The sequence below is a fragment of the Acinetobacter sp. genome, from assembly GCF_041919735.1.
Classification (GTDB): Bacteria; Pseudomonadota; Gammaproteobacteria; order Pseudomonadales; family Moraxellaceae; genus Acinetobacter.
In genome coordinates this window covers 134,783-157,467 of record NZ_JAYRTF010000002.1, presented here as the reverse complement: position 1 = coordinate 157,467, position 22,685 = coordinate 134,783, and the positions used below count along the sequence as shown (strand labels likewise).

Below are 22,685 nucleotides of genomic sequence, written 5' to 3'. Positions count from 1 at the left end.
TTATGCACTCCTAAACCGAAGGTTGGCGAAATGCATGCAATGGATTATTCACCAGACGAAGCTGTACTTCGCCATCGCCAAACAGACGTCTTTTTGTTAAGGATTCAATGCAGAACTGGGCTGCAAAGACATCAAATTTTTCATATCTGCTTTGATGTTCCGGATATTGCTGCTGGAAGTGATGAATAATCTCGGCCGCTTTTTGCCAGAATTTCTGCTCGGAAAATCCTGTTTTCTGTTGCAGGGTCATGGCAATATCGCTCAGCGCCACAAAAAACAGACACGCACAACTAAAATCTCGGACGGTATTTAAATCATCGGTCAAAATAAAGGACATGCGATTGGCTTTGGCATGCTCTGCCGGTAAGGCATGCAGGTCGGGATAGGCATCTGGATGGGTTAAATGCTCCGGATTAAAACGAACGCCGTCATGAAAATCTTTTAAAATAATCCGGGTTGGCCAGCCATTTTGGTGTACCAGAATGATATTTTGACCATGCGACTCCGAGCCAATCCCTTCAGCATGCAACAAGAACAGAATAGGCTGAATCACCACCGACAGGAATTTTTCTATCCATGCTTCAGTACCATGTTCATCTAGCCACGGCTGAATCAGGAGTTGCCCATCATTTTGGACATGACTGACACCATTCAGCGGAATGGCATCTTCCCCAGGCTTTAAATAGCGATGGATGCTGTCACGCCATAAACTTCCAATCTTGCCATAGGCTTGTCTAGCATGAGAAGCTGGAAGCTTGGTGAAATCGACAGCAGTCGCATGCACTTCTCTTAGAATGGCAAAATCTAAAGACCGGGCAATCTCGCTCTTTTCGATCAGGCTTTGTAACCAGTCGGTAATTAACGGACCATTCATGGCGGCATGCGAAGCCAGAATTCGCGAGCTTGAGGTATTGGTTAAGCTCATTGAAAGTTTGATATAAGGTTTTTCTGGATGCTGTAAGTTGGTTAAAGTTCTTAATGATTGCTGCGCAATATAGGAATCAGTGCCGCGGCCTAAATAGACAATTCTTTGCGTCGTTATTTCTTCAAAAAAAGTATGAACCAAGGTATTTTCCCATTGCCAGGGATGTACCGGCAGCCAGCTATATTCAGCTACATTTAAGCCACGCTCTGTCAAAACCTGATTGAATGTTTCTAGCTCACCTTCAGTCAGCTGCTGCTGTAAAAACTGATCTGCATCAATTGAATTAGAGGCATTTTCTGAAGTTATAGAATGATGCACGGCCAGCCACACCAGATGAATAGGCTGCGCATACTCCACGCCATATTTCAGATTGTCTTGCAGGCTAAAGCCGACGCGGGACTTATAACACGGGTGATAGGGATGCCCCGCCATCAAATAGGTTTCTAGAACATCATAGTTGTACTGAACGGCAGGAAGTGAAAACTCGTTGTGAGACTGCTGGGATTGCACATCATGGATAAAGGTCCGTTTTAATTCATCAATAAAATCTTCCACTTTTGCCGCATTCGGAATAGCCCGAACAATTTCATCAATCACCTGATTTAATTGGGCGATGCTTCTTTGCCCCATATGATCCTGGCGAATGATATCCTGTTCATCCATTCGCACTAAACAAAAACTCCAATAATGTTTACCTGCAGCAATATACTCAACTGCCTGCTGTTTCTGATCCCGGGCATTGATTACAAAGCAGCCATTTTCTATTTTTGTTGCAATAATTTCTTCATAAATCAGTGCCTGAAGTAACTGTTTAATGACCCGTTGCTCTACCTTTTGAATAGCCACCTGATCGGGTTGTTGCCAGGCCAAGGTTGTGGTGAAACTAAGCGGATTATTTTTTGCGAATGCTGGAGCTAAATGACCCATTATTTTTTCCTTAATCATTAATTTTAAACATGGAGTTTTAGGTGTGGAAATTTCCATGCATAAGGCAAGGCCAATAGCGTCATGCCGGCACAGAAGAAAAACAGCTCCCGAATTGCATGCAGTTGTGCAATCGGCAGTTCATGATTGGATAAAAAATGCTGTGTACGCATTTGTAGATAAAGTGCAGCCATCACCACGGCGACAGCCGAACAGAGACGTCGGAATAAGTTATTGACAGCAGCCCCTTGGGTGACCAGCTGCGGATTGTCTAAATGGTTCAGCCCGGCGGTGGTTGCAGGCATATAGGACAAGCCGAAACCCAGACCATGAATGATCATGCAAAGAATGAGTAAAATGACCGATAGACTGGCGGCCAAGCCCAGCCCGACAAAGGCGATTGCGGTCAGCAGCAGGCCGAAAGCAATAAGCTGTTTGGCACCGTGCTGATCTAAATATTTGCCCGCACGTTTACTGCATAAACTAGTGGTTAAAGCACTACTCATCAGTAATAAGCCAGTCCAAATTGGACTGAGCTGCAACGTATTTTGAACCAGCAAGGGAATCAACAACAAACTGATAAATAAGCCGACGGTATGCACAATCGAGATGATGAGGCTGTAATTAAACTCACGACTTTGAAATAAGGGCCAAGCAATAATGGTGCTGGTTTTTTTCCGGCTGAACCAAACAAAACCAAATCCGCTTAAACCACTTAAACCGAACAACCACCAAAATAAAAACTGGGAAAAATCTGCCAACTGTTTAATGCTGCTTAAACCCAGCAATAATGAAACGATTGAAACCGCCAGCAATGCAAAGCCGAACCAATCAAATTTCAAACTTTGAGTGACCGACTGCTTGGGCAAATACAGCCAGCCGATAACCAAGGCCAATAAAGCCAAGGGAACATTCAGCAGAAATAGAGCTTGCCAACTGAACCAAACCAGAATCAGTGCACCTAACATGGGACCACAGGCCAAAGTCAGCATGATCATTGCCCCCCATAGTCCGGTTGCAGCGCCCCGCTGCTGTTTCGGCGTGACTGAAAAAATAATGCCTAAGGACAAGGGAATCATCAGTCCGCTGGAAAAACCCTGTAATCCACGTATTGCCAAAACCGTCTCAAAGCCAGAAGTAAATACCGCGCAGATTGAACTCAGCATGAAAATGCTTAATGCCGATAAATACACGCGGCGTTGACCAAAGCGCTGGCTTAAAAAACCAGTTAACAGCAGGCTTAGACTCATGGTTAAAAGAAAAATCACCACGACCCAACTGACAGCGGCTTCTGCAATCTGAAAATCCTGCATCAGCTGGGGAATCGCCGGGTTAAAACTACTATTATTGAGACTCACCGTTCCTGTCCCCAACATCACAGACAGCATGATCCAGCGTTGGGACAAGACAGGATCCGAAACGGAACCAGAATCTGACTTCGATATTTCAGCCATTACTATCCCTCGTTTATTTCATCGAATATTGAGGGGATAAATCTGTCACTTTTTTTGAAATCGGCGATGAAATTGCCTCTGTCCGAAAATGACCTTTGGAGATAGCAGGCATAGAAAATGAAGCTTCAATTCCCTTACTCTGAAAATCCTGAAAACTTTGCCGGCCTTCGATTTCAAAATAAGGTTTACCTAAAATCTGGTTGGCAATTTTTGCAGAACGAAAAGCCCCTAAGCCCAAGTCAGGCGTACCTACGCCATGATGATGCAAATCCGTATTCTGGATATAGATTTCCCCATCCCCCTGATAATTGAGCTGATGATTTTCATTGATTTCCCACTGATGCTGTAGATTTAAACCAATCTTGGGATTGAGCTTCTTTAAAAAGTCTAAAGATGGATATTGATAGCCCGTTGCAGCAATGACCGTATTGGCCTGTATCTTTAAACTCTGCTGTTTCTGAGTCTGTAAAAATTTGAGCTGAATATTTTTACCATGGGTCATTACTGCATTTTCAAGATGATAATGCCCAGCCAGGGTGACATGCGTATCCACTGCTCCAATACTTCGGTGATAGAGCCGGTCATAGATATCACGAATGGTTTTGGCACTAATTCCTTTGTATAGGTTGGCTTGAGTCGCAGGCAAAGTCGTTTTTAAATCTTTGGGTAAATGATAAAAATAAGACATATAGTCCGGACTAAAACTTTCCAGACCAAGCGGCGTATTTTCCATGGGGAAAAAGCCCGCTGAACGGGTAAGCCAATATAAATGAAATTTTGCCTGTCCGGTTTCAGGCTGAATTTGCCTGTCAAATAAATCAATAAAGATTTCAGCAGCCGATTGACCCGAGCCAATCAGCACCACATTACCGGACAAATGTTCATCACACTGATGCAGATAATTTGAGGAGTGCATGCACTGTTTATTTTGTTCGGCAATCACTTCTAAGGGCTGGGGTAATTTGGGTGTCGTTCCTGTTCCTAATACCAGTTTCCGGGTTTGATGCACAGACAAACGCCCTTTTTGCTCGGTAATGACCTGAAAACCACCCAAAATTGGCGCAATATCGGTTACTCGGCTACCAAACTGCAAATGCTCTAATTGTTTAACCACCCATTGGCAATAATGATTGTATTCTTGACGTGGAATATATAAATTTTCCCGAAAATAAAACTTATACAAGCGTTGATGAGCTTTTAAATAATTTAAAAAACTATACGGACTAGTCGGCTCGACCATACTGACCAGATCTGCCATAAAGGGTACTTGCATCATGGCATTGGGTAACTGTATGCCAGCATGCCAGTCAAAATCCTGACGTTTATCAAAGAATTGATAGTTGAGTGAGGTCTGCTGATGAAGCAAGGCCGCCAGACTTAAATTAAAGGGTCCTAAGCCAACCCCAATAAAATCAAGCATATTCAGCCTCCACTACAGTTTGGGCAACATACAGTGGGTTTGTAAGATCGATATAAATGGATTGCTGAGAAATATGCGCCTGTAATTCATCTAACTCATACAAACGCGTCATTAAATTACCTTTATAGGGGAAAGTTTCCTGATATAAAACGGTTTTTAATAAATTACTTTCCGGGTATTTCTGATAAGCCTGCATCAAATAGGATTGCAGCATTTCAATCAGTTGTTGTTCTTCGACCACCCCTGTCATACCAATGGCATTGATCAGACCAAATAAAGTATTACCAATGAAGTAATAACGGAAACGCTCATCCACCAAGGCGATTGGACAGACAGCTTGACCATCTGTTGCCAGTGTCGGGAAACGTTCTAAAATTTCTCCGGCTAATTCTTCAATATAATAAAATCCCTGGTTATCTCTAAACCAGACATTTTTAGGCATTCCATCTTCAAGCTCAATTAAGGTATTTTGCTGATGAGCTTCAAACGCCATACCAAATTCATGGTACAGCTCCATCAGCGGTAAAATCGTCATCTCCAGGAAACGCTCAAACCACTGTAAAGCAATAGTGGATTGGCTTTGAGCGGTTTTTCGGGACAGATTCGCAAATATTTCACTAAAACGGTTTTTAGCTTCAAAAGGATGATCTTGGCACAATGAAGCAATACAGGTCACATCAGCGTTTTGCTGGAATGGGTTTTCACGCAAAATACAAATGGTCTCATCTAAAACCAGTCCATTGACTTTTAAAGCAATCCAGGCCGGATCACTGATGGTATTTAAACACGGATGGCGCTGCCTAAAATCGGCGAGACACTCATCATTCCACAATTCATAGCTCAATAGACCACGATGACATTCTTTATAAAGATTGACCCGAATCGAGTTGGTCACGGCAACGGTCATAGATGCTTTAAACATCCAAGGCGCCTGTTCACTATATAAAGTACGCACTGATGTGGTCGCTTTCATCGGCCAGCCCAAGGCACCAAAGTCAACCAGTTTTCCCTGATGTAACAGCTGTTGATACCAGTCTTTATCTTTTAAATAGCGGGCTTGCCATGGATGCAAGGGCAATAAAGCATAATCAGGATACTCAGCCATTTTGGCCTGATGATAAGTATTAAAGAATGGTTCTAAATCTTGTTTTAATTGATCTGGAATATGCAGCTTATGGGCATTGTTATGCACCACATGATCAGGATGGATATACAGAAAATGCATTTTAAAAGCATTTTGGGTTTCTGGAGAATACAGCTGCCAATCGTTCTCTACAAAACCCTGACGGCTTTTTGGCGATGGATGCATGCTATGCCCGAGAATCAGTGCTTGCTCACTTTGAATAAAGTTTTGCTTAGGCGTAATTACTGCATCAATTTGCTGTTCACGATAACTCAGAAATTGTTGCAAAGCCCGACGGCTTTGAATCCAGCATTCAAGCAAAGATGAGGTATCGAGTTGTTTTTCATTTTGTTGAGCAATTAAATTTTCCAGTAAATTTGCGGCTAAATTGACCGGACTCAGCTTAAGTATTTGCCCGTCCTGTTCTACCCACGGCAAAGCAGCAAAACGATGTCTGCCCACTTTGCTCACATAGGCAAGTGGCGCGTATAAAAACCCGGAAACCGTCTGCAAAGGAATACACAATACGGTACTCCCCTGACTCTGCTTTTGTAACAGTTGCGATTGTTCTGCGATAGGAATAAAACGACCATTGCCGGTTTCTTGTAGATATGCGTTGATTAAATGTTGTAAAGCAATCTTATCCGTGACTGATTTCATCTTCATCACTCTATTAAGTAAAAATAGTGTGATCAGTAAGATATACTCATTTGCAACAATTGCAAATGATAATTACTACCATTTACACCTTTATTAACAATACAACTGAAAGCTTTTGGATGATGGTGGCAATTGAACTCACCTAAAATCTCTAATGAAATCTATTCGTTAAAAAAATTAAAGCTCAAGATTTTCACCCAAATTTACCCCATCATCTTTTCAGGCAACAACTACTTCATTTTTATGAAAATGTTCAAAACATAAAATTAAAATCATATCGATTATTTAGGTGAAACGGGGATCACAAAAACATGTCTATACAGTCTTTATAATTCCATTCAGACTCATACAGATCTAAGTTATGCACTATTGCTTACAAATGATCAATTTCACGCCTTTATACGAGAACATCATTCGCTCTGGCTTCACATCTGCCTATTGGGGAGAAGAGCCGAAAAGTCTAGCAAAAGCACTGACTATTTTAAATAAGCATCGAATTGAAACAGAAGAAAGTATTATCTCTTCAAAGCTTCTAAATAGACTGAATAACTTATCATTGACTGACAAAGATATTGATTTCGTATTCCAAGAATATAAGTATTCGACCTATTCATATGCTTGACTATATCTATCCTTTCAAAAAAGAAATTACCCAAAGATCAAGTCTAAAACGTTATTATCCACTAGAACTTCCCTACTCCGTTATCGATGACAGAATTTTCGACCTATCCTTGTTATTCAAGCAAGATCCTGACCCCGCCTTAACAAAAGCATATAAACGACTTGAATACATTTTCCGAACACATACAGGTATTAAGGAGCATAGTACAAAGCTATTTGCACAAGTCTTTCAAGGTGAAAATGCTATTCTAACTTGGGACGTACCAGACAGTTGGACTACTCCCAGTATCCTAGACATGAGAAAGCCTCATTTTGAAGCTGCCTCAAAGGCTTCTGGACTCATCCCATCAAGATGAGAATGGCGTCTAATTCGATTGTAAAACATCTCGATATAATCAAACACATCTGCACGAGCCATTTCTCGTGTTTTATAGATCCTCTTTTTAATTCTTTCCTTCTTTAAGCTGCTAAAAAAGGATTCAGCAACAGCATTATCCCATGAGCAGTATACTGCGCAAGGCCGCGACGGCTCATGCTGGGTATTAAGTTATGCTTCTGACAGAATTTCTGCCAGTCTCCGCTGCTGTATTGTGAGCCTTGGTCTGAATGTATGATCACAGGCTCATTGGGTCTGCGTCGCCATACCGCCATAAGAAGTGCATCCAAAACGATATCCTTGGCAAGCGTAGGTTTCATTGACCAACCGATGACTTTTCTCGAATATAAATCAAGAACCACAGCCAGATATAACCAGCCTTGCCATGTGCGAATGTAAGTAATATCAGTCACCCAAGAGGTGTCTGGAGTGTTTACGACAAACTCTCGATTTAAATGGTTGGGTGGCACAATCTGAGGACGGCCTCGACCATAGCTTTTATGTTTCTTATACCCTCGTACAGCTGTAATACCATTGTTTTTCATGATCTTCAGTACACGATTAGGACCACAGCCTTCACCTAATTCTTTAAGGTCTAAAGTAATTCGTCGGTAACCATAGATACCATAGCTAGCATCATAAGAAGAACGGATGAGCTGTAATAAGCGTTTGTCTTCAAGGGTTCTACTTGATTCAGGTTCATGTAGCCAAGCGTAATAGCCAGCGCGAGCGATCTTTAATACCCGACACATCGTTTTAATCTTAAATTGATGGCTGTATTCAAGGATGAATTGATACTTCACTCGGGCAGGCTTGCAAAGTACCTTGCGGCCTTTTTTAAGATATCTCGTTCCTCTTCAGTCTGTTTAAGCTGACTTTTAAGGCGTAGGATTTCTTTCTTTGCTTCAAGCAGTTCATGTTCATCATGATTGTTGTGTAATGGATGTACAGCTTTAAGCCATTTATAAATACTGTGTTGTGATACACCTAAACGTTCTGCCACATCACTGACAGAATATCCTCGTTCAGTAATCAATTTTACAGCTTCATCTTTAAATTCTGGGGTATAACGTTGTCCACTCATAATGTTTTCTCCTATGCAAAAAGAATAGACCATATTTGTCTAGGAGAGTGGTGGCAGTCCATTTTTGAGATTTTGTCGTCCAGCAACTAAGTTTCCTTTTATTTCATCAATCTCAATACAATACTTCCCTCTTTCCAACTGCCGAACAATAAAAGGGGCATAAATGACTGATGAAATCTTATCAAAGTTCAAGTTTCCCACGTTTAATTTGTTTTTTATTTTTTTAATTTCAGGTCCAGAGAGTCTACCATCGACGACTCTTTGCAGTAAATTTGGATACCGTTGCAGAGCAGCATAATAACTATCCGTGAATAGTATTTTTTTATCTTCAGGAGATATGGGTTTTAGCACCTGCATATTTTTTCCCCATCAATCCGATTTTTTAATATTTAAAAAATACTCTTGATTTCGGCTTCTGGGTTTTTCAGGAATTGTCATAAGGATAAATTCATACCCTATGGCTGGGTTAAGATATTTACTTGAGAAATTTGGTCGGCTGCTTAATCCCATTCGTTCTTGTAATTCTGAAACCTTATATGTTTTTTCTGGCATCATACATGAAACCAAACGCTTGATATTATCTTGCGTTTTTTGTTCCGCTATATCTTTTTTTCATGTTCCTGAACATTCTTATCTTGCATACTGCTTGACTTGAGATGTGGGTTTTCTATATCACTCACTACATTGCTACATAATATTTTATTGCTTTCTATAACTTGTTCTGTACGCTTAACATGATCGATTCGGACAGAACTTATCTTGTTCTGTGAATAGGCCTCTTGGCGCTCCAAAATCTGCGTCAACATTTTGAAGATAAGATGTATATTATCCTGTACAAATTTATTTGGATCATTAGATTCCAAGGCTTGAAAACAATGATGAATATATTCAATTTCTGTTATATGTAAATCATTAAGCCTAAAGATCAGATCAAAACTTGCTCTCCAATCAAAAAGCATAATAAATTGCCAAATAAAAGCCATTAATTGATTGATCTTTACATCATGAAATATTGGATGTTTGAGAACAATCCATTGAAATAGGCTGCAACGAATCAACGGATGATAATCGCTGTTATCTAACAATTGAAAAACAGCACTAAAATCAGGTGGGCTATTCTTCATTTTAGCCATTTGAGAAAGACCCCGATGTTCAACTTGATAAGGAACATCAACTCGCTTAAAACGAAGCCCATCACGATTAGCTAAAATTTTTGCAGCTTCTAAAAAGTCATCAAAATTTGTAGGTTGCCAATTGCTCATTTTTTGAAGAAATACGGCTACATTTTTATTTGAAACTCTAACACCAAACTTAAAGAACAATTCTTTTAGATTTTGAGTTGAGGATTTAATTGAAGTGACTTGTTGATGGCTATGGCCATTAACATCATCTAGAGACAAATGCCCTAATATCTCAGAAATTTGCGAAATGTCATTAATGAGTTGATGGCTGGCACCAACCTTATAGCCCTTATGTTTTAACATCGTCCAGAAAACCAATTAGTTTTGTTTTAATTTAAACTTTCATTTCTGATTATAAAGGAAAATTAATCAACAATATGACTTCGAATTTTTTGAATAAATTTAAACCCAACATCCCCATAATCCTAAGGTGTCTTATAAAATTCTATTTGATCAGAATCAATCCGATTTTTTATGAGGGGTAGGTTGTGGGGTAAAACCACAGGTAAGAAAAAAGCCCTTGTAAATACAAGGGCTTTTTTCAATATTTGGCGGAAGCGGTGAGATTCGAACTCACGGAGGACTCGCGCCCTCGTCGGTTTTCAAGACCGGTGCATTAAACCGCTCTGCCACGCTTCCATGGCCGCTATCATATAAATAAATTTATATTTAGGCAAATGCTTTTCTCTATTTTTCTTCCGAATGATCAAAATAAAAACAAACTTCGATATTTAAACGGATTTTTGTTCTGTTTCATAGCGAATTGCATTGATATACCATAATTTTTTACCCGAAGGCGTCTGCACTTCGACCTCATCATCCACCTGTTTCGCCAAAAGCGCCCTCGCCATAGGTGAATCTATGGAAATATGCTGCGGATGATGATCATAAATTTCATCGACGCCAACAATCCGCAATGTCTTGCATTCGCCTTCATCATTTTCAATATCCACCCATGCGCCAAAATAGACTTTGCCCGCCTGTTCAGGTGAATAATCAATAATCCGGAGCTCCTCCAAACGCTTTCCCAAATACCGCACGCGCCGGTCTATTTTACGCAGCAGCTGCTTGTTGTATTGATAATCGGCATTTTCTGAGCGGTCGCCAAGACTCGCCGCCCAGTTTACTTTTTTGGTGATTTCAGGGCGCTCTTCATGCCATAAATGCTGCAGTTCAGCGACCAATAAATCATGACCGCCGCGGGTAATTAAATTCGATTTCATGCTGATTTTCAGGCTGTATCAATGACGTTTTGCTTACAATAAAAGCCTATTTTATCCCCTATTTCTACACAGACAAAGTATATAAAATTTATTAACGAATAAAATCAGCTACTTATGTTACATATTTTAATATTTTTCCGTACAAAATTTGACAAGCCTTTTTTTCATCTTTATTATTCGCACATCTTGCAAACTTGGTTAATTTTTAAACAATACAGTTTTTTCCTGTATCCATCCCAATTCAACACTAGTCATTTTGAATGACGTCATGACTGCCCAACCCCTTATCGCATTTAGCTGACTTGTAAAGTTTTGAGGCTTTTCGCCTTGGCTTTTAGGGCATAAATACCTGTAGCGGAGACAACATGCACAGTAGTTCAACTTCTGGGTCGAGGCTTTGCCTTAACTCTTTAAAATCTCTCCCAATGAAAAGCCTTGCGTTTGGTACTTTACTTCTCCCATTCCATAGTATTAATGCAAGCAAAACGGCATATCAATTTGATAATGTCGTCAACAGCAACACTCTGGTGGTTGTCTCCGTGGCCAATCCCACGACTGTATTTACAGACAGCGATCATTTGCATGGTTTCGGCTACGACTTAGTCCGCAATTATGCAGACAGTTTAAATGTGAAGCTTGAGTTTAAAACCGTGGATGACAATGCCACTGCGCTCAAATGGGTTAAACAAGGCAAAGCCAGCTTTGCCATGACAACGGCCAGCATTCAAAGTATTGAAGCAAAGAAATTGACTTCTTTTTCAGCCTCATGCGGTGAAACGGTTTCATTGACTAAAAATGGCTTAAGCGCTCAGCTGAACTGGGTATTTAAAGCCGCAGATGATCCGCTGAGTGAAACGGCCAATGGCTTTGTCTGCCGTTCCAAACAGAATGGCACGCTGCAGCAGCTGGCGTCATTTTATAATCAGAATGTCATTAAGCAGGAATCGTGGGATACCATCCAGCGCGATTTAAACAGCCGCATGCCGATTTATAAAGCCAGCTTCCAGCGCACAGCAGAGCTTTATGATATCGATTGGCATTTGCTGGCCGCGATCGGCTATCAGGAATCGTATCTAAAGCCGAATTCGGTCTCTCCGACAGGAGTCCGCGGTTTAATGATGCTGACCAACAGCACCGCGAAAGCGATGGGTGTCAGCAACCGCACCGATCCGGCGCAGAGCATTCAAGGCGGCGCAAAGTATTATGATTTAATGCTGGATCAATTTGCCGATGTACCCTATCCGGACCGCAACTGGTTTGCTTTGGTCGCTTACAATATGGGGCCTGGCGCAGTATCGCAGCTGCAAAAACGCATCAAGGCGCAGGGAAAAAACCCAAATCAATGGGTTCATCTATATGCCTATTTAGACCGCAATAAAGCCAGCAATGGCCGTTACCGCCAAGCCGTACAATATGTGACGCGCATCCGCGCCTATTTGGAACATATTAAAACGACACCGCAGCTGGTGAATATCTAATCTTGAAGTGCAGATATCCTGCTGAATGCAAAAAAAAAGCTTACCGCACGGTAAGCTTTTTTTTATGAAAATAGATTAAGCAGTTTGCTCAAGCACTTTCTTGAATAAATCTTTTTGCTCTTGGCTTGGCTTCGCTGTTTGCAATGCCATCAATTGCGACATATCGCCTTGAACTTTAATTTTGCCGGTCATGAACGCTTGCATTGCTGCAGCCATATCAAACTCAAGGAACACTTTGCGTAAAGTTTCCGCATCCATATTCAGCGTAGTTTTTGCATTGCCGGAAAGACCTTTTTTAATTGCGCCGCCATCCAGTGACAATTCAGTATTGCCTGAAGCATCTGCAACAACCAGGTTGATGGCCAAATTTGCCAATGCAGGCGGCAAATTCAGGTTGCCAGCTTGGGCAGTAAGAGTTTCGACAGTTGAAAACCAATCATCAGTTAAAAAAGCAGGCATGATGTTTCCTCAATTTATTTGTTCATTGTGTGAAGCCTATCCAGGCCGCATCTTTGAAGCTATTTTGCTTGAAGCCTGTTATAGCATGTAATTTTCAAATATGCCTAAAGTTTTTTGTACGCGGCGTTCAGTTTTCATATTTCCTCTGCATTATTCCTAATGCTATGCATTAGGAATAAAAAGTCAAAAGCATAAAAAAAGCACCTTTATAATAAAGATGCTTTTTGATGCTGCGGGATCAATGCCTTAATCAGCCGCAAAGCCTAAATTCACCATATTGATGCGCTTGCTTTCGCCTGCTTCATCTTCAGTTGAACAGCTTTCTTTAAAATCAAATTCACGTTCGCTGTCCAAAGCTTCAAAATCAAACAGCTCGCGGTCAGCCAATTGCGACGGTGAAACATTTTGCAGCGCGCCGAAAATGCTGTGCAGGCGTTTCGGATAATCTTTATCCCATTGGCGCAGCATGTCGTTCAGCATGGCGCGCTGCAGATTTTCCTGCGAACCGCACAGGTTGCACGGAATAATCGGGAATTTGCGCATTTCTGCGTATTTAATGATGTCTTTTTCTTCAACATAGGCCAAAGGGCGAATCAGAATATTCTTTTTATCCGAAGATAGCAGCTTAGGCGGCATCGCCTTCAGGCTGCCGCCATGGAATAAGTTCAGGAAGAAGGTCGCCAAGATATCATCGCGGTGATGGCCAAGCGCCACCTTGGTTGCGCCAATTTCCTGCGCAAAGCCATACAAAGAACCGCGGCGTAAGCGTGAACATACGGCGCAGTAAGTTTTGCCTTCCGGCGTCAGCTTTTTGGTAATGCTGTAGGTATCTTTTTCTAAGATGTAATACGGAATGTTATTTTCTTCTAAATAACGCGGCAGCACATCTTCCGGGAAACCCGGCTGCTTTTGGTCCAAGTTCACAGCAACGACATCAAAATTGATCGGCGCAATGCGTTTGAACTGCAGCATGATATCCAGCAAGGTATAGCTGTCCTTCCCGCCCGATACACACACCATCACTTTGTCGCCTTCCTCGATCATTTTAAAATCGCGGATAGCATGACCGACCTGGCGGCGCAGCTTTTTCAGCAGACGATAATACGCAGAGCTGGTTGGCAGTTCTGGTTTGAAATTAAATCCTTGATCGGACTCAACTGGCGAGAACATAGACGAGTTAAACCTTAAAAAAAATACCGCGCAATTTTATCCGATTCGCGGCCGTCACGCACCTAAAGAATGTAATTTCTGAAAAATGGCAAAAGCATGTCATCTTTAGGTCATGCTGCTTATGATAATTTTGAACGTTTCAGTTCATTTTTCAGCCAAGATGCTTATCTTTTGGACTTTTCCACAGTTGTCCACAAATCCTGTGGATAACTTTGTGGATTTAAAACCGCTTGACAGGTTGTCATGCCCTGACTTTAAGGCTTTTATTTAAATTGATCATTTTTTGATCAATTTAAAACATGTTTAAAAACAATTGTTTAATACTGTCAAGTTATGCTGGATAAAAAAAATTAAATTTTTTTTGATTATTGAATCATCAAAAATGACTTGCTTTTTACAAACACGCCGAGAAATAAATCAATCATCGCTTTTAAATCAGTTTTTTTTTGCTAAACTCTGAATAACTGTTGGGGACAAAATTTACTTATTACTACAATGAACAATAAATTTGGGATATTTGCATTCTATATATGGAGCGCTGCGTCGATCAGTTTAGGCGCGGCGGCATCGCATGCGGGGCAAATTTATATCTACAAAGACAATAAAGGCAGTACGCTGCTGACCAACCGTAAAAGTTCGGACCGCTCGCTGACCAAAGTGAAAGCCACCTATTATCCAGACAGCAATATTCACAGCTACAGCAACTGGGGCGCCAGCGAGTCATCTGTGCTGCCCAGCTACAGCAGCAATAAGAATGCCTTTGACCACATTATTAAGCAGGCTTCCCAGCAGCATGGCGTAGCGGAAGGCCTGATCAAAGCGGTGATGCACACCGAATCCGGCTTTAATGTGAAAGCGCGTTCACCTGTCGGCGCACAAGGCCTCATGCAGCTGATGCCGGCGACTGCCCGCCGCTTCAATGTGTCCAATGCCTATGACCCCTATCAGAACATTATGGCTGGCGCCCGCTATCTAGCTTGGCTGAACAAGCGCTTTAACGGCAATACCGCGATGGTGCTTGCCGGCTATAATGCCGGTGAAGGCAATGTGCAGAAATACGGCGGCGTGCCGCCTTTTCGTGAAACGCAGGATTATGTCCGCCGCGTCACCAGCCGCTACAATAACTTATATTCAAATGGCGCAGGCATAGCCAGCGATATACCGGCTTCTTCATCTCAGGGCCGGATTATTGCCAGTTCGGACAACGATGAGCAGTCAGCCCCATCAACAGAGCTGAAAGCCTCCAAATATCAGCGCCATGTAATTCAAACCGCTGACGGCAGCTTTACTGATGCGCCAGGCTCCTATGCCACGGCAAACGCATCAGCTTCAGCGCGCATTTATTTTAAAGAATAAGACTCCGTCATTTTTTCTGTTCGATTTGCGATTTTTTTCTTGAAATATGCAGACTTTCACCTCATATTCAATTCAATGATTTTTATTAGCAAATCAGATTATTTTTATTTTATAAGAGGATTTTCCCAATGATGCGGATTGGTTTGTTTTTGCTGACCAACCTCGCGGTACTGGTTGTAGCTGGCATTATTTTGTCACTCTTCGGTGTCGGCAGTTACCATGGCGCCGGTGGCCTAAACATTGGCAACTTGCTGGTAATCTGTTTTGTCTTCGGTATGGTGGGTTCGTTGATTTCCCTATTCATGTCTAAATGGATGGCAAAAAAAACCACGGGTACCGAGCTGATTGACCCGAATGCTCCCCGTAACCAAGCCGAAGCCTGGTTATTGCAGGAAGTTGCTCAACTCTCTCAACGCGCTGGCATTCAGATGCCTGAAGTCGGTATTTTCCCATCGTATCAATCCAATGCTTTTGCAACTGGCTGGAACAAAAACGACGCATTGGTTTCTGTGTCCACCGGCTTGCTGGAACGCATGAATAAAGACGAATTGCGCGCCGTGCTTGCGCACGAAATCGGCCACGTAGCCAATGGCGACATGGTGACGCTTGCCTTGATTCAAGGTGTCGTCAACGCATTTGTCATGTTCTTTGCGCGTATTGTCGGTGACTTCATTGACCGCAACGTCTTTGGCCGTGAAGAAGGCGAAGCGCCGGGCATTGCCTATTTCATTACCACCATCGTGCTGGACATTGTTTTCGGCATCTTGGCTTCGGCAATCGTGATGTGGTTCTCCCGTCACCGCGAATACCGTGCAGACGAAGCAGGCGCACGCCTTGCGGGCAAACAGGCGATGATTTCAGCATTGCTCCGCTTGCAGGCAGAATCTGAAATGCCGGATCAAATGCCGAAAGAAATGAAAGCCTTTGCCATTGCGGAAGGCAAGGAACAAGGCTTCAGTTTAGCGGCTTTATTCCAAACTCACCCAACGATTGAACAGCGTGTCGCAGCTTTACAGCAATTAAATTGTCCATAAGCCCGAACCGCTCTTCTTTTCAAAAAAAGCCTCTAATGAGAGGCTTTTTTTATCTGTACAGATTGATCTCAACCCTGCTGATGCGCCTATACGGATCTTCTCCCTCAATCCTGCAGACCCGTCATTCGGGAGGCAAGCCAGTTCAGCTCATTCATTCCAGATCAATACTGATAATAACGCTCCAGTTCAGCCACCCGAATGCAGGCAGCGTTTAGGCTCAAGCGCATGATCATCCATTCAGCAGACTGATGCACTAAGCTGAAATCCAGCTGCGGATACAATTGCGCTGTCTATTCAAAATCAATGGCGGCACATTGGCCATAATGCGCCCATCAAATTCCATGGTTTTAGCCAGCAGCCATGGACTGATACCACTGCCACAGCCAAACGCCGCCCATCCACATGGCCATCACAAAAAGCGCGATAAACAGCAGACCCAGCAAATCAGGCAAATGCAGCCAAATCCAGGCCACGACAGGATTGCGCCAAAATGCAGATTGCTGCTGCTTCTTTTCCAAACGCTCATGCAGAAAAGGGTGCATGACATGCGATTCACTGCGGATGTCATATTCAGTACGGATATGCTCATGCACCACATCCAGCGCTTTGCGGCTGGGCCGGATAAAAATATCAAACACCGTGCCTACAATCGGGATAAATCCGACCACAGCATCCACCATGGCCATTCTCAGCACCGGACTGAGCTTTTCCTGCGGCACGCCGATCTGCTTGGCTTTATAAATGGCATAGCAGGTCAGCACAAAACCCGCGGCATCGCCTGCAATCGGAATCGTGCTTAAAGCGGCATCCGCCCCCACCCCTTGCTTGGTAAAGGGAATGCGCACGACTGAATCCATCATATTGGCAAATTTGGCCAAGTCCCGCTCTAAACGGATAACGTCCTGCTGCGATAATTTTTTTTCTTGGGTCATAAGCGCCATAATGGATCCAAAGCCTTTTCATTGATTCAAGATAATGTATTTTCGGCCATCGCAGTATAGTCATTTCATTAACCGCTGAGTGATGCCGCTCTTCTTAATGCCTGAAGAATGCGCTGCGGACCGCGATATGGCCAGCATATGCCAGCGGCCGGCATAATTTGAAGAATGGCCTTTCAGCTTAAAACAGCAATTGCGAGGCAATGAAGAGATAAACCAATACGCCGGTAGCATCACAAATTGAGGTGACCAATGGCGCAGATGCGCTGGCTGGATCCAGACCAAAACGGTTCAGGATAAAAGGCAAGCTCATGCCGATTAAGCAGCCCATCATCACAATGCTGAGCATGCTCAGCGCCAGAACCAAAGCCACCGACTCATCACCGCGGTAATAGCCCAAAGCGGAAACAGCCAGCGCCATTGTGCCGCCCAGACACAGCGCAACCAGGCTCTCGCGGCCAAGCAGCGTAAACCAGTCCTTAAAATGCACATCACCTGTCGCTAAAGCCCGCACCATCAGCGTCGCGGATTGCGAACCGGCGTTGCCGCCGCTGCCCACCAGCAAAGGAAGAAAAAACACCAGTACAATATTGGCCGCAATGATCTCTTCAAAATGCGCAATGCCCAGCCCTGACAGCAAACTGCCGAAAACCAGAAACACCAGCCAGTACACCCGGCGCTGATACAGTTTAAAAATAGGTGCTGTCTTTAAGCTCAGCTTGCTGTCTGCATTGACCGCCCCTGCTTTCAGGAAGTCTTCCGTCGCTTCTTCCCGGGCGACATCCATCGCATCATCATAAGTCACAATTCCGACCATGATCCCTTGCCGGTCAATAATCGGCAAAGCCAGCAAGTCATAGCGGGCAATGGTTTTCGCCACTTCATCCTGATCGGTATCGACAAAGGCCGAAACGATATTCGTCACCATCAAATCCGCAATATTCTGTTCTTCTTTTGCCAATACCAGCTGCTTCAAGGAAATCACGCCCAATAATTTACGCGCTTCATCCAATACATAAGCGAAATATATGGTTTCCGTATCCGGCGCTTCCAGACGCAGCATGGTCATTGCGTCTTTGACCGATAATTCGGGCCTTAAGGTCGCATATTCCGAACTCATAATCGCGCCGGCAGTGCCCTCAACATAAGAAGACAATTGGCGGATATCTTCCCGCTCGGCCTGCGCCAAAGCCGGAAGCAAAGCATTCTGCTGCTCCTGATTGAGGCTTTTAAACAAATCGGCACGCTTGTCTGAAGACATTTCCCCGACAATTTCCGCAAGGGTATGCCGCGGCAGCCGATTGGCAAATTTCATCTGCACATCAGGTGATAAATAGGAAAACACATAGCCGCGCTCAGGCAAATGCTGCAATAGAATTTGACTGTTTTCTAAAGGCAGCTGGCTGAGGACATCGGCCAAATCGGCCGCGCGGAATGTTTGGACTGAATCCAATGCCAGCTGAATATTTTGATGGCGCAGCGCATCATCTAAGAGATATAAAAAATTATTAAAGCCCATTGAAGCTCCCCTGTTCTATGACCGTGCACAGCAGCAAGGGATGGACGCGCTCTTTTATTTTATCGAGCGCACAGCACCTTCATCCTGCGCAAGATGAATATCACAATTTAAAAATACGAATGAATGGCAACTCTGACTGTCCATTTAGGGAATCAATCCTCATTAAACCGCGCATGCGGCGCGCAGATAGTACAAATATTCTGCACCAAGCTCAACACTTAGTGCAAATTTTTAACAAATCAAATACTTAGTTATGATTTTTGCTTCGTCTTGAAAATACTGCGAATTAAAACATACATGAATGGAATAAAGACCAGCACCAGCACTGTGCCAAAAATGACGCCGCCTAAAACGCTGACGCCAATTTCCTGACGGCTGGCGGCCCCGGCGCCGAAGGCGATCACTAAAGGAATCACGCCTGCGCCAAAAGCCAGCGAAGTCATGAGAATCGGCCGCAAACGCAGCGCGGCGCCTTCCAAAGCCGACTCAACAACGCCTTTGCCTTTGGCCTGCGCAAGCGATGCAAATTCCACAATCAGAATCGCATTCTTGCAGGACAGTCCAATGGTGGTCAGCAAGGCAATCTGGAAATAAATATCGTTTGGAAATCCGGCCCAATAGCTGAAGATGATATTGCCGCCGATGCCCAGCGGTATCGCGCTCATCACCGCTGTCGGAATGCTCCAGCTTTCATACAGCGCCGCTAAGCACAAAAAGATAAAGCCTATCGACACCAGATAAAGCCAAATGGCCTGATTGCTGGATTTTTGCTCTTCATAAGACAGGCCGCTCCACGCCACATCGATGCCGGATTCCTGATCCACCAAGTTCAGCACATCCTTCATGGCCTGTCCTGAACTGACATTCTTCGCGCTATCCGCTTCCATTTGCAGCGCGGTATAGCCCATAAAGCGGTTGACCACTTCCGGCCCGCCCGTCCAATCAACCGTAGAAAACTGATTAAATGGAATCATCTGATTCTGGTCATTGCGCACATGCCAATACTGCAAGTCTTCAGGCTTTGAGCGGAACTGCGCATCGCCCTGCATCATGACCCGCTTGATTCGGCCGCGGTCGATAAAATCATTGATATAGCTGCCGCCCCAGGCTGCAGACAGCGTGCTGTTCACCGCCGATGGGCTTAAACCGGCAGCCATCGCCATTTTTTGATTGATATTGACTTTCAATTCGGCTTTATCTGGATTGGACTTTTTATCAAGATTTTCAAAACTGCGGTACTGATCCGAATGCGCTTTCAAAGCCGTGAATTTATCTTCTAAATATTCACGGCCTTTGCCGTCGATATCGCGGATCCAGAACTCTAATCCATCGGTTTGACCCAGCCCGCTGACCGACGACGGCATATTCACATTAATCTGCGCATTTGGATTCTGCTTGAAATAACGCATAGCGCGCTCGCGGATCGCCTGCGCGGAATTGCCTTTGCCCGTGCGTTCATCCCAATGCTTCAGAGCAATGAAGCCTTGCCCCAAGTTCTGCCCTGTACCGGAAAAGTTGCGGCCATAGCGGATCATCACCAAATTCACATTGTCTTTTTCATGCGCCAGAAAATACTGCCGGATGGACTCGCCGACCTCCTTGCTTTTAGACATGGGCGCGCCATCCTGCAGTTTAAACTGCACTGACAATATGCCTTGGTCTTCACTCGGAATAAAGCTGGTGGGCAGCGCCCGGTAAAACAATCCAAAAACCGTGATCAGCGCGGCAAACAGCATCAGGCACACCACTTTATTTTGAATGGTCAATTGCGATATTTTTAAATAGCGGCGCTTTAAAGCCTCTAATTTGCCATTAAACCATTGCGCCCAGCGGGCAGGCTCGGGATTCGGTTGTAAAATAATTGCACACAATGCCGGCGTTAAAACCAGCGCCACCATCAGCGACAGCGCCATCGCCGCCACTAAAGTAATGGAAAACTGCCGGTAGATCACACCGGTTGAACCGCCAAAAAATGCCATTGGAATAAATACAGCGGTCAGCACCAATGTAATGCCGATCAAGGCGCTGCTGATTTCATGCATGGACTCAATGGATGCCTGCTTTGCCGTAAGCTGCTGTTCATGCATCAGCCGCTCTACATTTTCCACCACCACAATGGCATCGTCCACCAAAAGGCCAATCGCCAAGACCAGCGCAAACAGCGTCAACGTATTGATGGTCATGCCGGCGGCATACAAAATGGCCAGCGTGCCTAAAATCACCACAGGCACCGTAATGGCAGGGATCAGCGTTGCGCGCCAGTTCTGCAAGAACAGGAACATCACCACCACGACAAGAGCAACCGCTTCAAACAGGGTTTTCACCACTTCATTGATCGATTCCTGCACAAAAGGCGTATTGTCGCGCGGATAAACAATCTTATAGCCTTCCGGCAGCTGGGCAGATAAATGTTCAACTTCCTGCTGAATTAAAGCCGATGTCGCCAGCGCATTGGCGCCTGAAGCCAATGAAATGCCCATCCCTGCAGAAGGATAGCCATTAATTGTGTTGAAGGACTGATAATTCTCGGCCCCCAACTCAACACGGGCCACATCTTTTAAATAGACAAAACTGCCATCGTGGGCAGATTTAACGATGATATTTTCAAATTCCTCCGGGGTTTTCAGCCGCGAACCTGAAGTCACTTTGGCATTCAGATATTGATCCTGCGCCACAGGCAGATCACCGACTGCCCCGGCTGCGACTTGCGTATTCTGCGATTCCACTGCGTTGCGGATATCGCTTGGCATTAATCCATACTGCTTCAGCAGCAGCGGATTCAACCAAATCCGCATCGCATATTGCGAGCCAAACACATCCACTTCGCCAATGCCATCAATTCGGGCAATATCCTGCTCCAAATGCGTCATCATATAGTCGCTCAGTTCAATGTTTGAACTTTTTCCAGCCGAATCATACAGTCCAATCACCATATGGGTATCGCCCAGCGATTTATAGACATTGACACCCTGACGCTGCACATCGTCCGGCAAACGATTCACCACGCCATTGATGGCATTTTGCACCTGCACTTGCGCCGTGTCCGGGTCCGTGCCATTTTCAAAACTGATGCTGATGCGGCTGCGGCCAGATGAATCGCTGCTGGAACTGAAATACAGCAAGTGATCAATCCCCTTAATCTGCTGTTCCAGCACCTGCGTGACACTTTCTTCCACCGTTTCTGCCGAGGCGCCGGTATAGGTCGCGCTGACATTAATTTTAGGCGGGGCGATATCGGGATAACGCTCCACCGGCAAATTTAAAACGGCAAACAGGCCTACCGCCATGACAATAATGGCCAGTACGCCTGCAAAAATAGGTCGATGGATAAAGAACTTAGACAGCATCAGGCTGATTCACTCATCATAGGGCTTGTTATTTAGAGGACTGAAGACTAATAACAAATAATTATGGATATTCAGTGACTAAAGTAAAAAAAACAAGCCTCCCCTACACAAAAATGTGAAATTCACAGCAATGTGGAGAAACTGTGAAGATCGCCGCTGCCGGCAGTCCAAAGAATTTACTCAAGCAAATGCGTTTGATCGGGTTCCTCAAGCGGCGGATGGCTGATTGCAGCCGGCGTTTCTTGCTTCGCTTCTTCTGCAGGTGTTGCAGGTGTTGCAGGTGTTGCAGGTGTTGCAGGTGTTGCAGGTGTTGCAGGTGTTGCAGGTGTTGCAGGTGTTGCAGGTGTTGCAGGTGTTGCAGGTGTTGCAGGTGTTGCAGGTGTTGCAGGTGTT

General features: G+C 44.1%; 17 protein-coding genes, 1 tRNA gene and 2 pseudogenes. 4 read left to right on the top strand and 16 right to left on the bottom strand.

Annotation, left to right across the window (positions count from 1 at the left end; translation table 11 throughout):
* Nucleotides 1-10: 10 nt before the first annotated feature.
* From ACE3T3_RS01860 to ACE3T3_RS01845, 4 genes are read right to left on the bottom strand one after another with little or no spacing between them, the layout of a single operon-like run.
* Nucleotides 11-1,852 (bottom strand): IucA/IucC family siderophore biosynthesis protein, encoded by a 1,842-nt coding sequence (locus ACE3T3_RS01860; RefSeq protein WP_374663487.1) that lies wholly within the window; start codon nt 1,850-1,852, stop codon nt 11-13.
* A gap of 23 nt (nt 1,853-1,875) precedes the next feature.
* Nucleotides 1,876-3,303 carry an MFS transporter gene (locus ACE3T3_RS01855; protein ID WP_374663485.1) on the bottom strand — a complete coding sequence of 476 codons (1,428 nt, stop codon included), beginning with the start codon at nt 3,301-3,303 and terminating at the stop codon, nt 1,876-1,878.
* 13 nt (nt 3,304-3,316) lie between these two features.
* Nucleotides 3,317-4,723 (bottom strand): lysine N(6)-hydroxylase/L-ornithine N(5)-oxygenase family protein, encoded by a 1,407-nt coding sequence (locus ACE3T3_RS01850; RefSeq protein ID WP_374663483.1) that lies wholly within the window; start codon nt 4,721-4,723, stop codon nt 3,317-3,319.
* Nucleotides 4,716-6,506, bottom strand: coding sequence for an IucA/IucC family siderophore biosynthesis protein (locus ACE3T3_RS01845; protein WP_374663647.1), 1,791 nt, complete (start codon nt 6,504-6,506; stop codon nt 4,716-4,718). The genes ACE3T3_RS01850 and ACE3T3_RS01845 overlap by 8 nt, the downstream gene beginning before the upstream one ends.
* A 276-nt stretch (nt 6,507-6,782) precedes the next feature.
* On the opposite strand from ACE3T3_RS01845, the pseudogene ACE3T3_RS01840 reads away from it, so the two are divergent.
* Nucleotides 6,783-7,399, top strand: a pseudogene (locus tag ACE3T3_RS01840) (TIGR02391 family protein); the annotation flags it as partial.
* Nucleotides 7,400-7,434: 35 nt separating this feature from the next.
* Here ACE3T3_RS01840 and ACE3T3_RS01835 read toward each other — a convergent pair.
* The 6 genes and pseudogenes from ACE3T3_RS01835 to greB form a co-directional block, all read right to left on the bottom strand.
* A pseudogene (locus tag ACE3T3_RS01835) lies at nt 7,435-8,587 on the bottom strand (IS3 family transposase).
* A gap of 39 nt (nt 8,588-8,626) precedes the next feature.
* Nucleotides 8,627-8,944 carry a hypothetical protein gene (locus tag ACE3T3_RS01830; protein ID WP_374663481.1) on the bottom strand — a complete coding sequence of 106 codons (318 nt, stop codon included), beginning with the start codon at nt 8,942-8,944 and terminating at the stop codon, nt 8,627-8,629.
* A 12-nt stretch (nt 8,945-8,956) separates the two neighbouring features.
* Nucleotides 8,957-9,163, bottom strand: coding sequence for a Fic family protein (locus ACE3T3_RS01825; protein ID WP_374663645.1), 207 nt, complete (start codon nt 9,161-9,163; stop codon nt 8,957-8,959).
* 23 nt (nt 9,164-9,186) lie between these two features.
* Nucleotides 9,187-10,071 carry a hypothetical protein gene (locus ACE3T3_RS01820; protein ID WP_374663479.1) on the bottom strand — a complete coding sequence of 295 codons (885 nt, stop codon included), beginning with the start codon at nt 10,069-10,071 and terminating at the stop codon, nt 9,187-9,189.
* A 246-nt stretch (nt 10,072-10,317) separates the two neighbouring features.
* Nucleotides 10,318-10,407, bottom strand: a tRNA-Ser gene (locus tag ACE3T3_RS01815).
* A 92-nt stretch (nt 10,408-10,499) separates the two neighbouring features.
* The gene (greB, locus tag ACE3T3_RS01810) at nt 10,500-10,991 is read right to left on the bottom strand and encodes a transcription elongation factor GreB (protein ID WP_374663477.1); all 492 of its coding nucleotides are present in this window, start codon (nt 10,989-10,991) and stop codon (nt 10,500-10,502) included.
* A 365-nt stretch (nt 10,992-11,356) separates the two neighbouring features.
* Here greB and ACE3T3_RS01805 point away from each other — a divergent pair, with 365 nt between their 5' ends.
* Nucleotides 11,357-12,469 (top strand): transglycosylase SLT domain-containing protein, encoded by a 1,113-nt coding sequence (locus ACE3T3_RS01805; protein WP_374663475.1) that lies wholly within the window; start codon nt 11,357-11,359, stop codon nt 12,467-12,469.
* A 75-nt stretch (nt 12,470-12,544) separates the two neighbouring features.
* Here ACE3T3_RS01805 and ACE3T3_RS01800 read toward each other — a convergent pair whose 3' ends face one another.
* Both ACE3T3_RS01800 and ttcA read right to left on the bottom strand, forming a co-directional pair.
* A complete protein-coding gene (locus tag ACE3T3_RS01800; RefSeq protein WP_374663473.1) occupies nt 12,545-12,928 on the bottom strand; it encodes an SCP2 sterol-binding domain-containing protein in 384 nt (127 codons plus the stop codon).
* 246 nt (nt 12,929-13,174) lie between these two features.
* Nucleotides 13,175-14,098: a tRNA 2-thiocytidine(32) synthetase TtcA gene (gene ttcA, locus ACE3T3_RS01795; RefSeq protein WP_374663471.1), complete on the bottom strand. Its 924-nt coding sequence runs from the start codon at nt 14,096-14,098 to the stop codon at nt 13,175-13,177.
* A 495-nt stretch (nt 14,099-14,593) separates the two neighbouring features.
* Between ttcA and ACE3T3_RS01790 the strand changes: the two genes are divergently transcribed.
* Together ACE3T3_RS01790 and htpX are read left to right on the top strand one after the other, a co-directional pair.
* On the top strand, nt 14,594-15,454 hold the full coding sequence (locus tag ACE3T3_RS01790) for a lytic transglycosylase domain-containing protein (RefSeq protein WP_374663469.1): 861 nt from the start codon (nt 14,594-14,596) through the stop codon (nt 15,452-15,454).
* Between the two features lie 128 nt (nt 15,455-15,582).
* Nucleotides 15,583-16,488, top strand: a complete 906-nt coding sequence (gene htpX, locus ACE3T3_RS01785) for a protease HtpX (RefSeq protein WP_374663467.1) — start codon at nt 15,583-15,585, stop codon at nt 16,486-16,488.
* A gap of 347 nt (nt 16,489-16,835) precedes the next feature.
* Here htpX and ACE3T3_RS01780 read toward each other — a convergent pair whose 3' ends face one another.
* From ACE3T3_RS01780 to ACE3T3_RS01765, 4 genes are all read right to left on the bottom strand, one after another.
* A complete protein-coding gene (locus tag ACE3T3_RS01780; protein ID WP_374663643.1) occupies nt 16,836-17,420 on the bottom strand; it encodes a DUF4112 domain-containing protein in 585 nt (194 codons plus the stop codon).
* 187 nt (nt 17,421-17,607) lie between these two features.
* A complete protein-coding gene (mgtE, locus tag ACE3T3_RS01775) occupies nt 17,608-18,945 on the bottom strand; it encodes a magnesium transporter (protein WP_374663465.1) in 1,338 nt (445 codons plus the stop codon).
* Between the two features lie 251 nt (nt 18,946-19,196).
* Nucleotides 19,197-22,292, bottom strand: coding sequence for a multidrug efflux RND transporter permease subunit (locus ACE3T3_RS01770; protein ID WP_374663463.1), 3,096 nt, complete (start codon nt 22,290-22,292; stop codon nt 19,197-19,199).
* A 176-nt stretch (nt 22,293-22,468) separates the two neighbouring features.
* On the bottom strand, nt 22,469-22,685 hold a 217-nt coding region (locus ACE3T3_RS01765), incomplete at its 5' end, for a hypothetical protein (protein WP_374663461.1).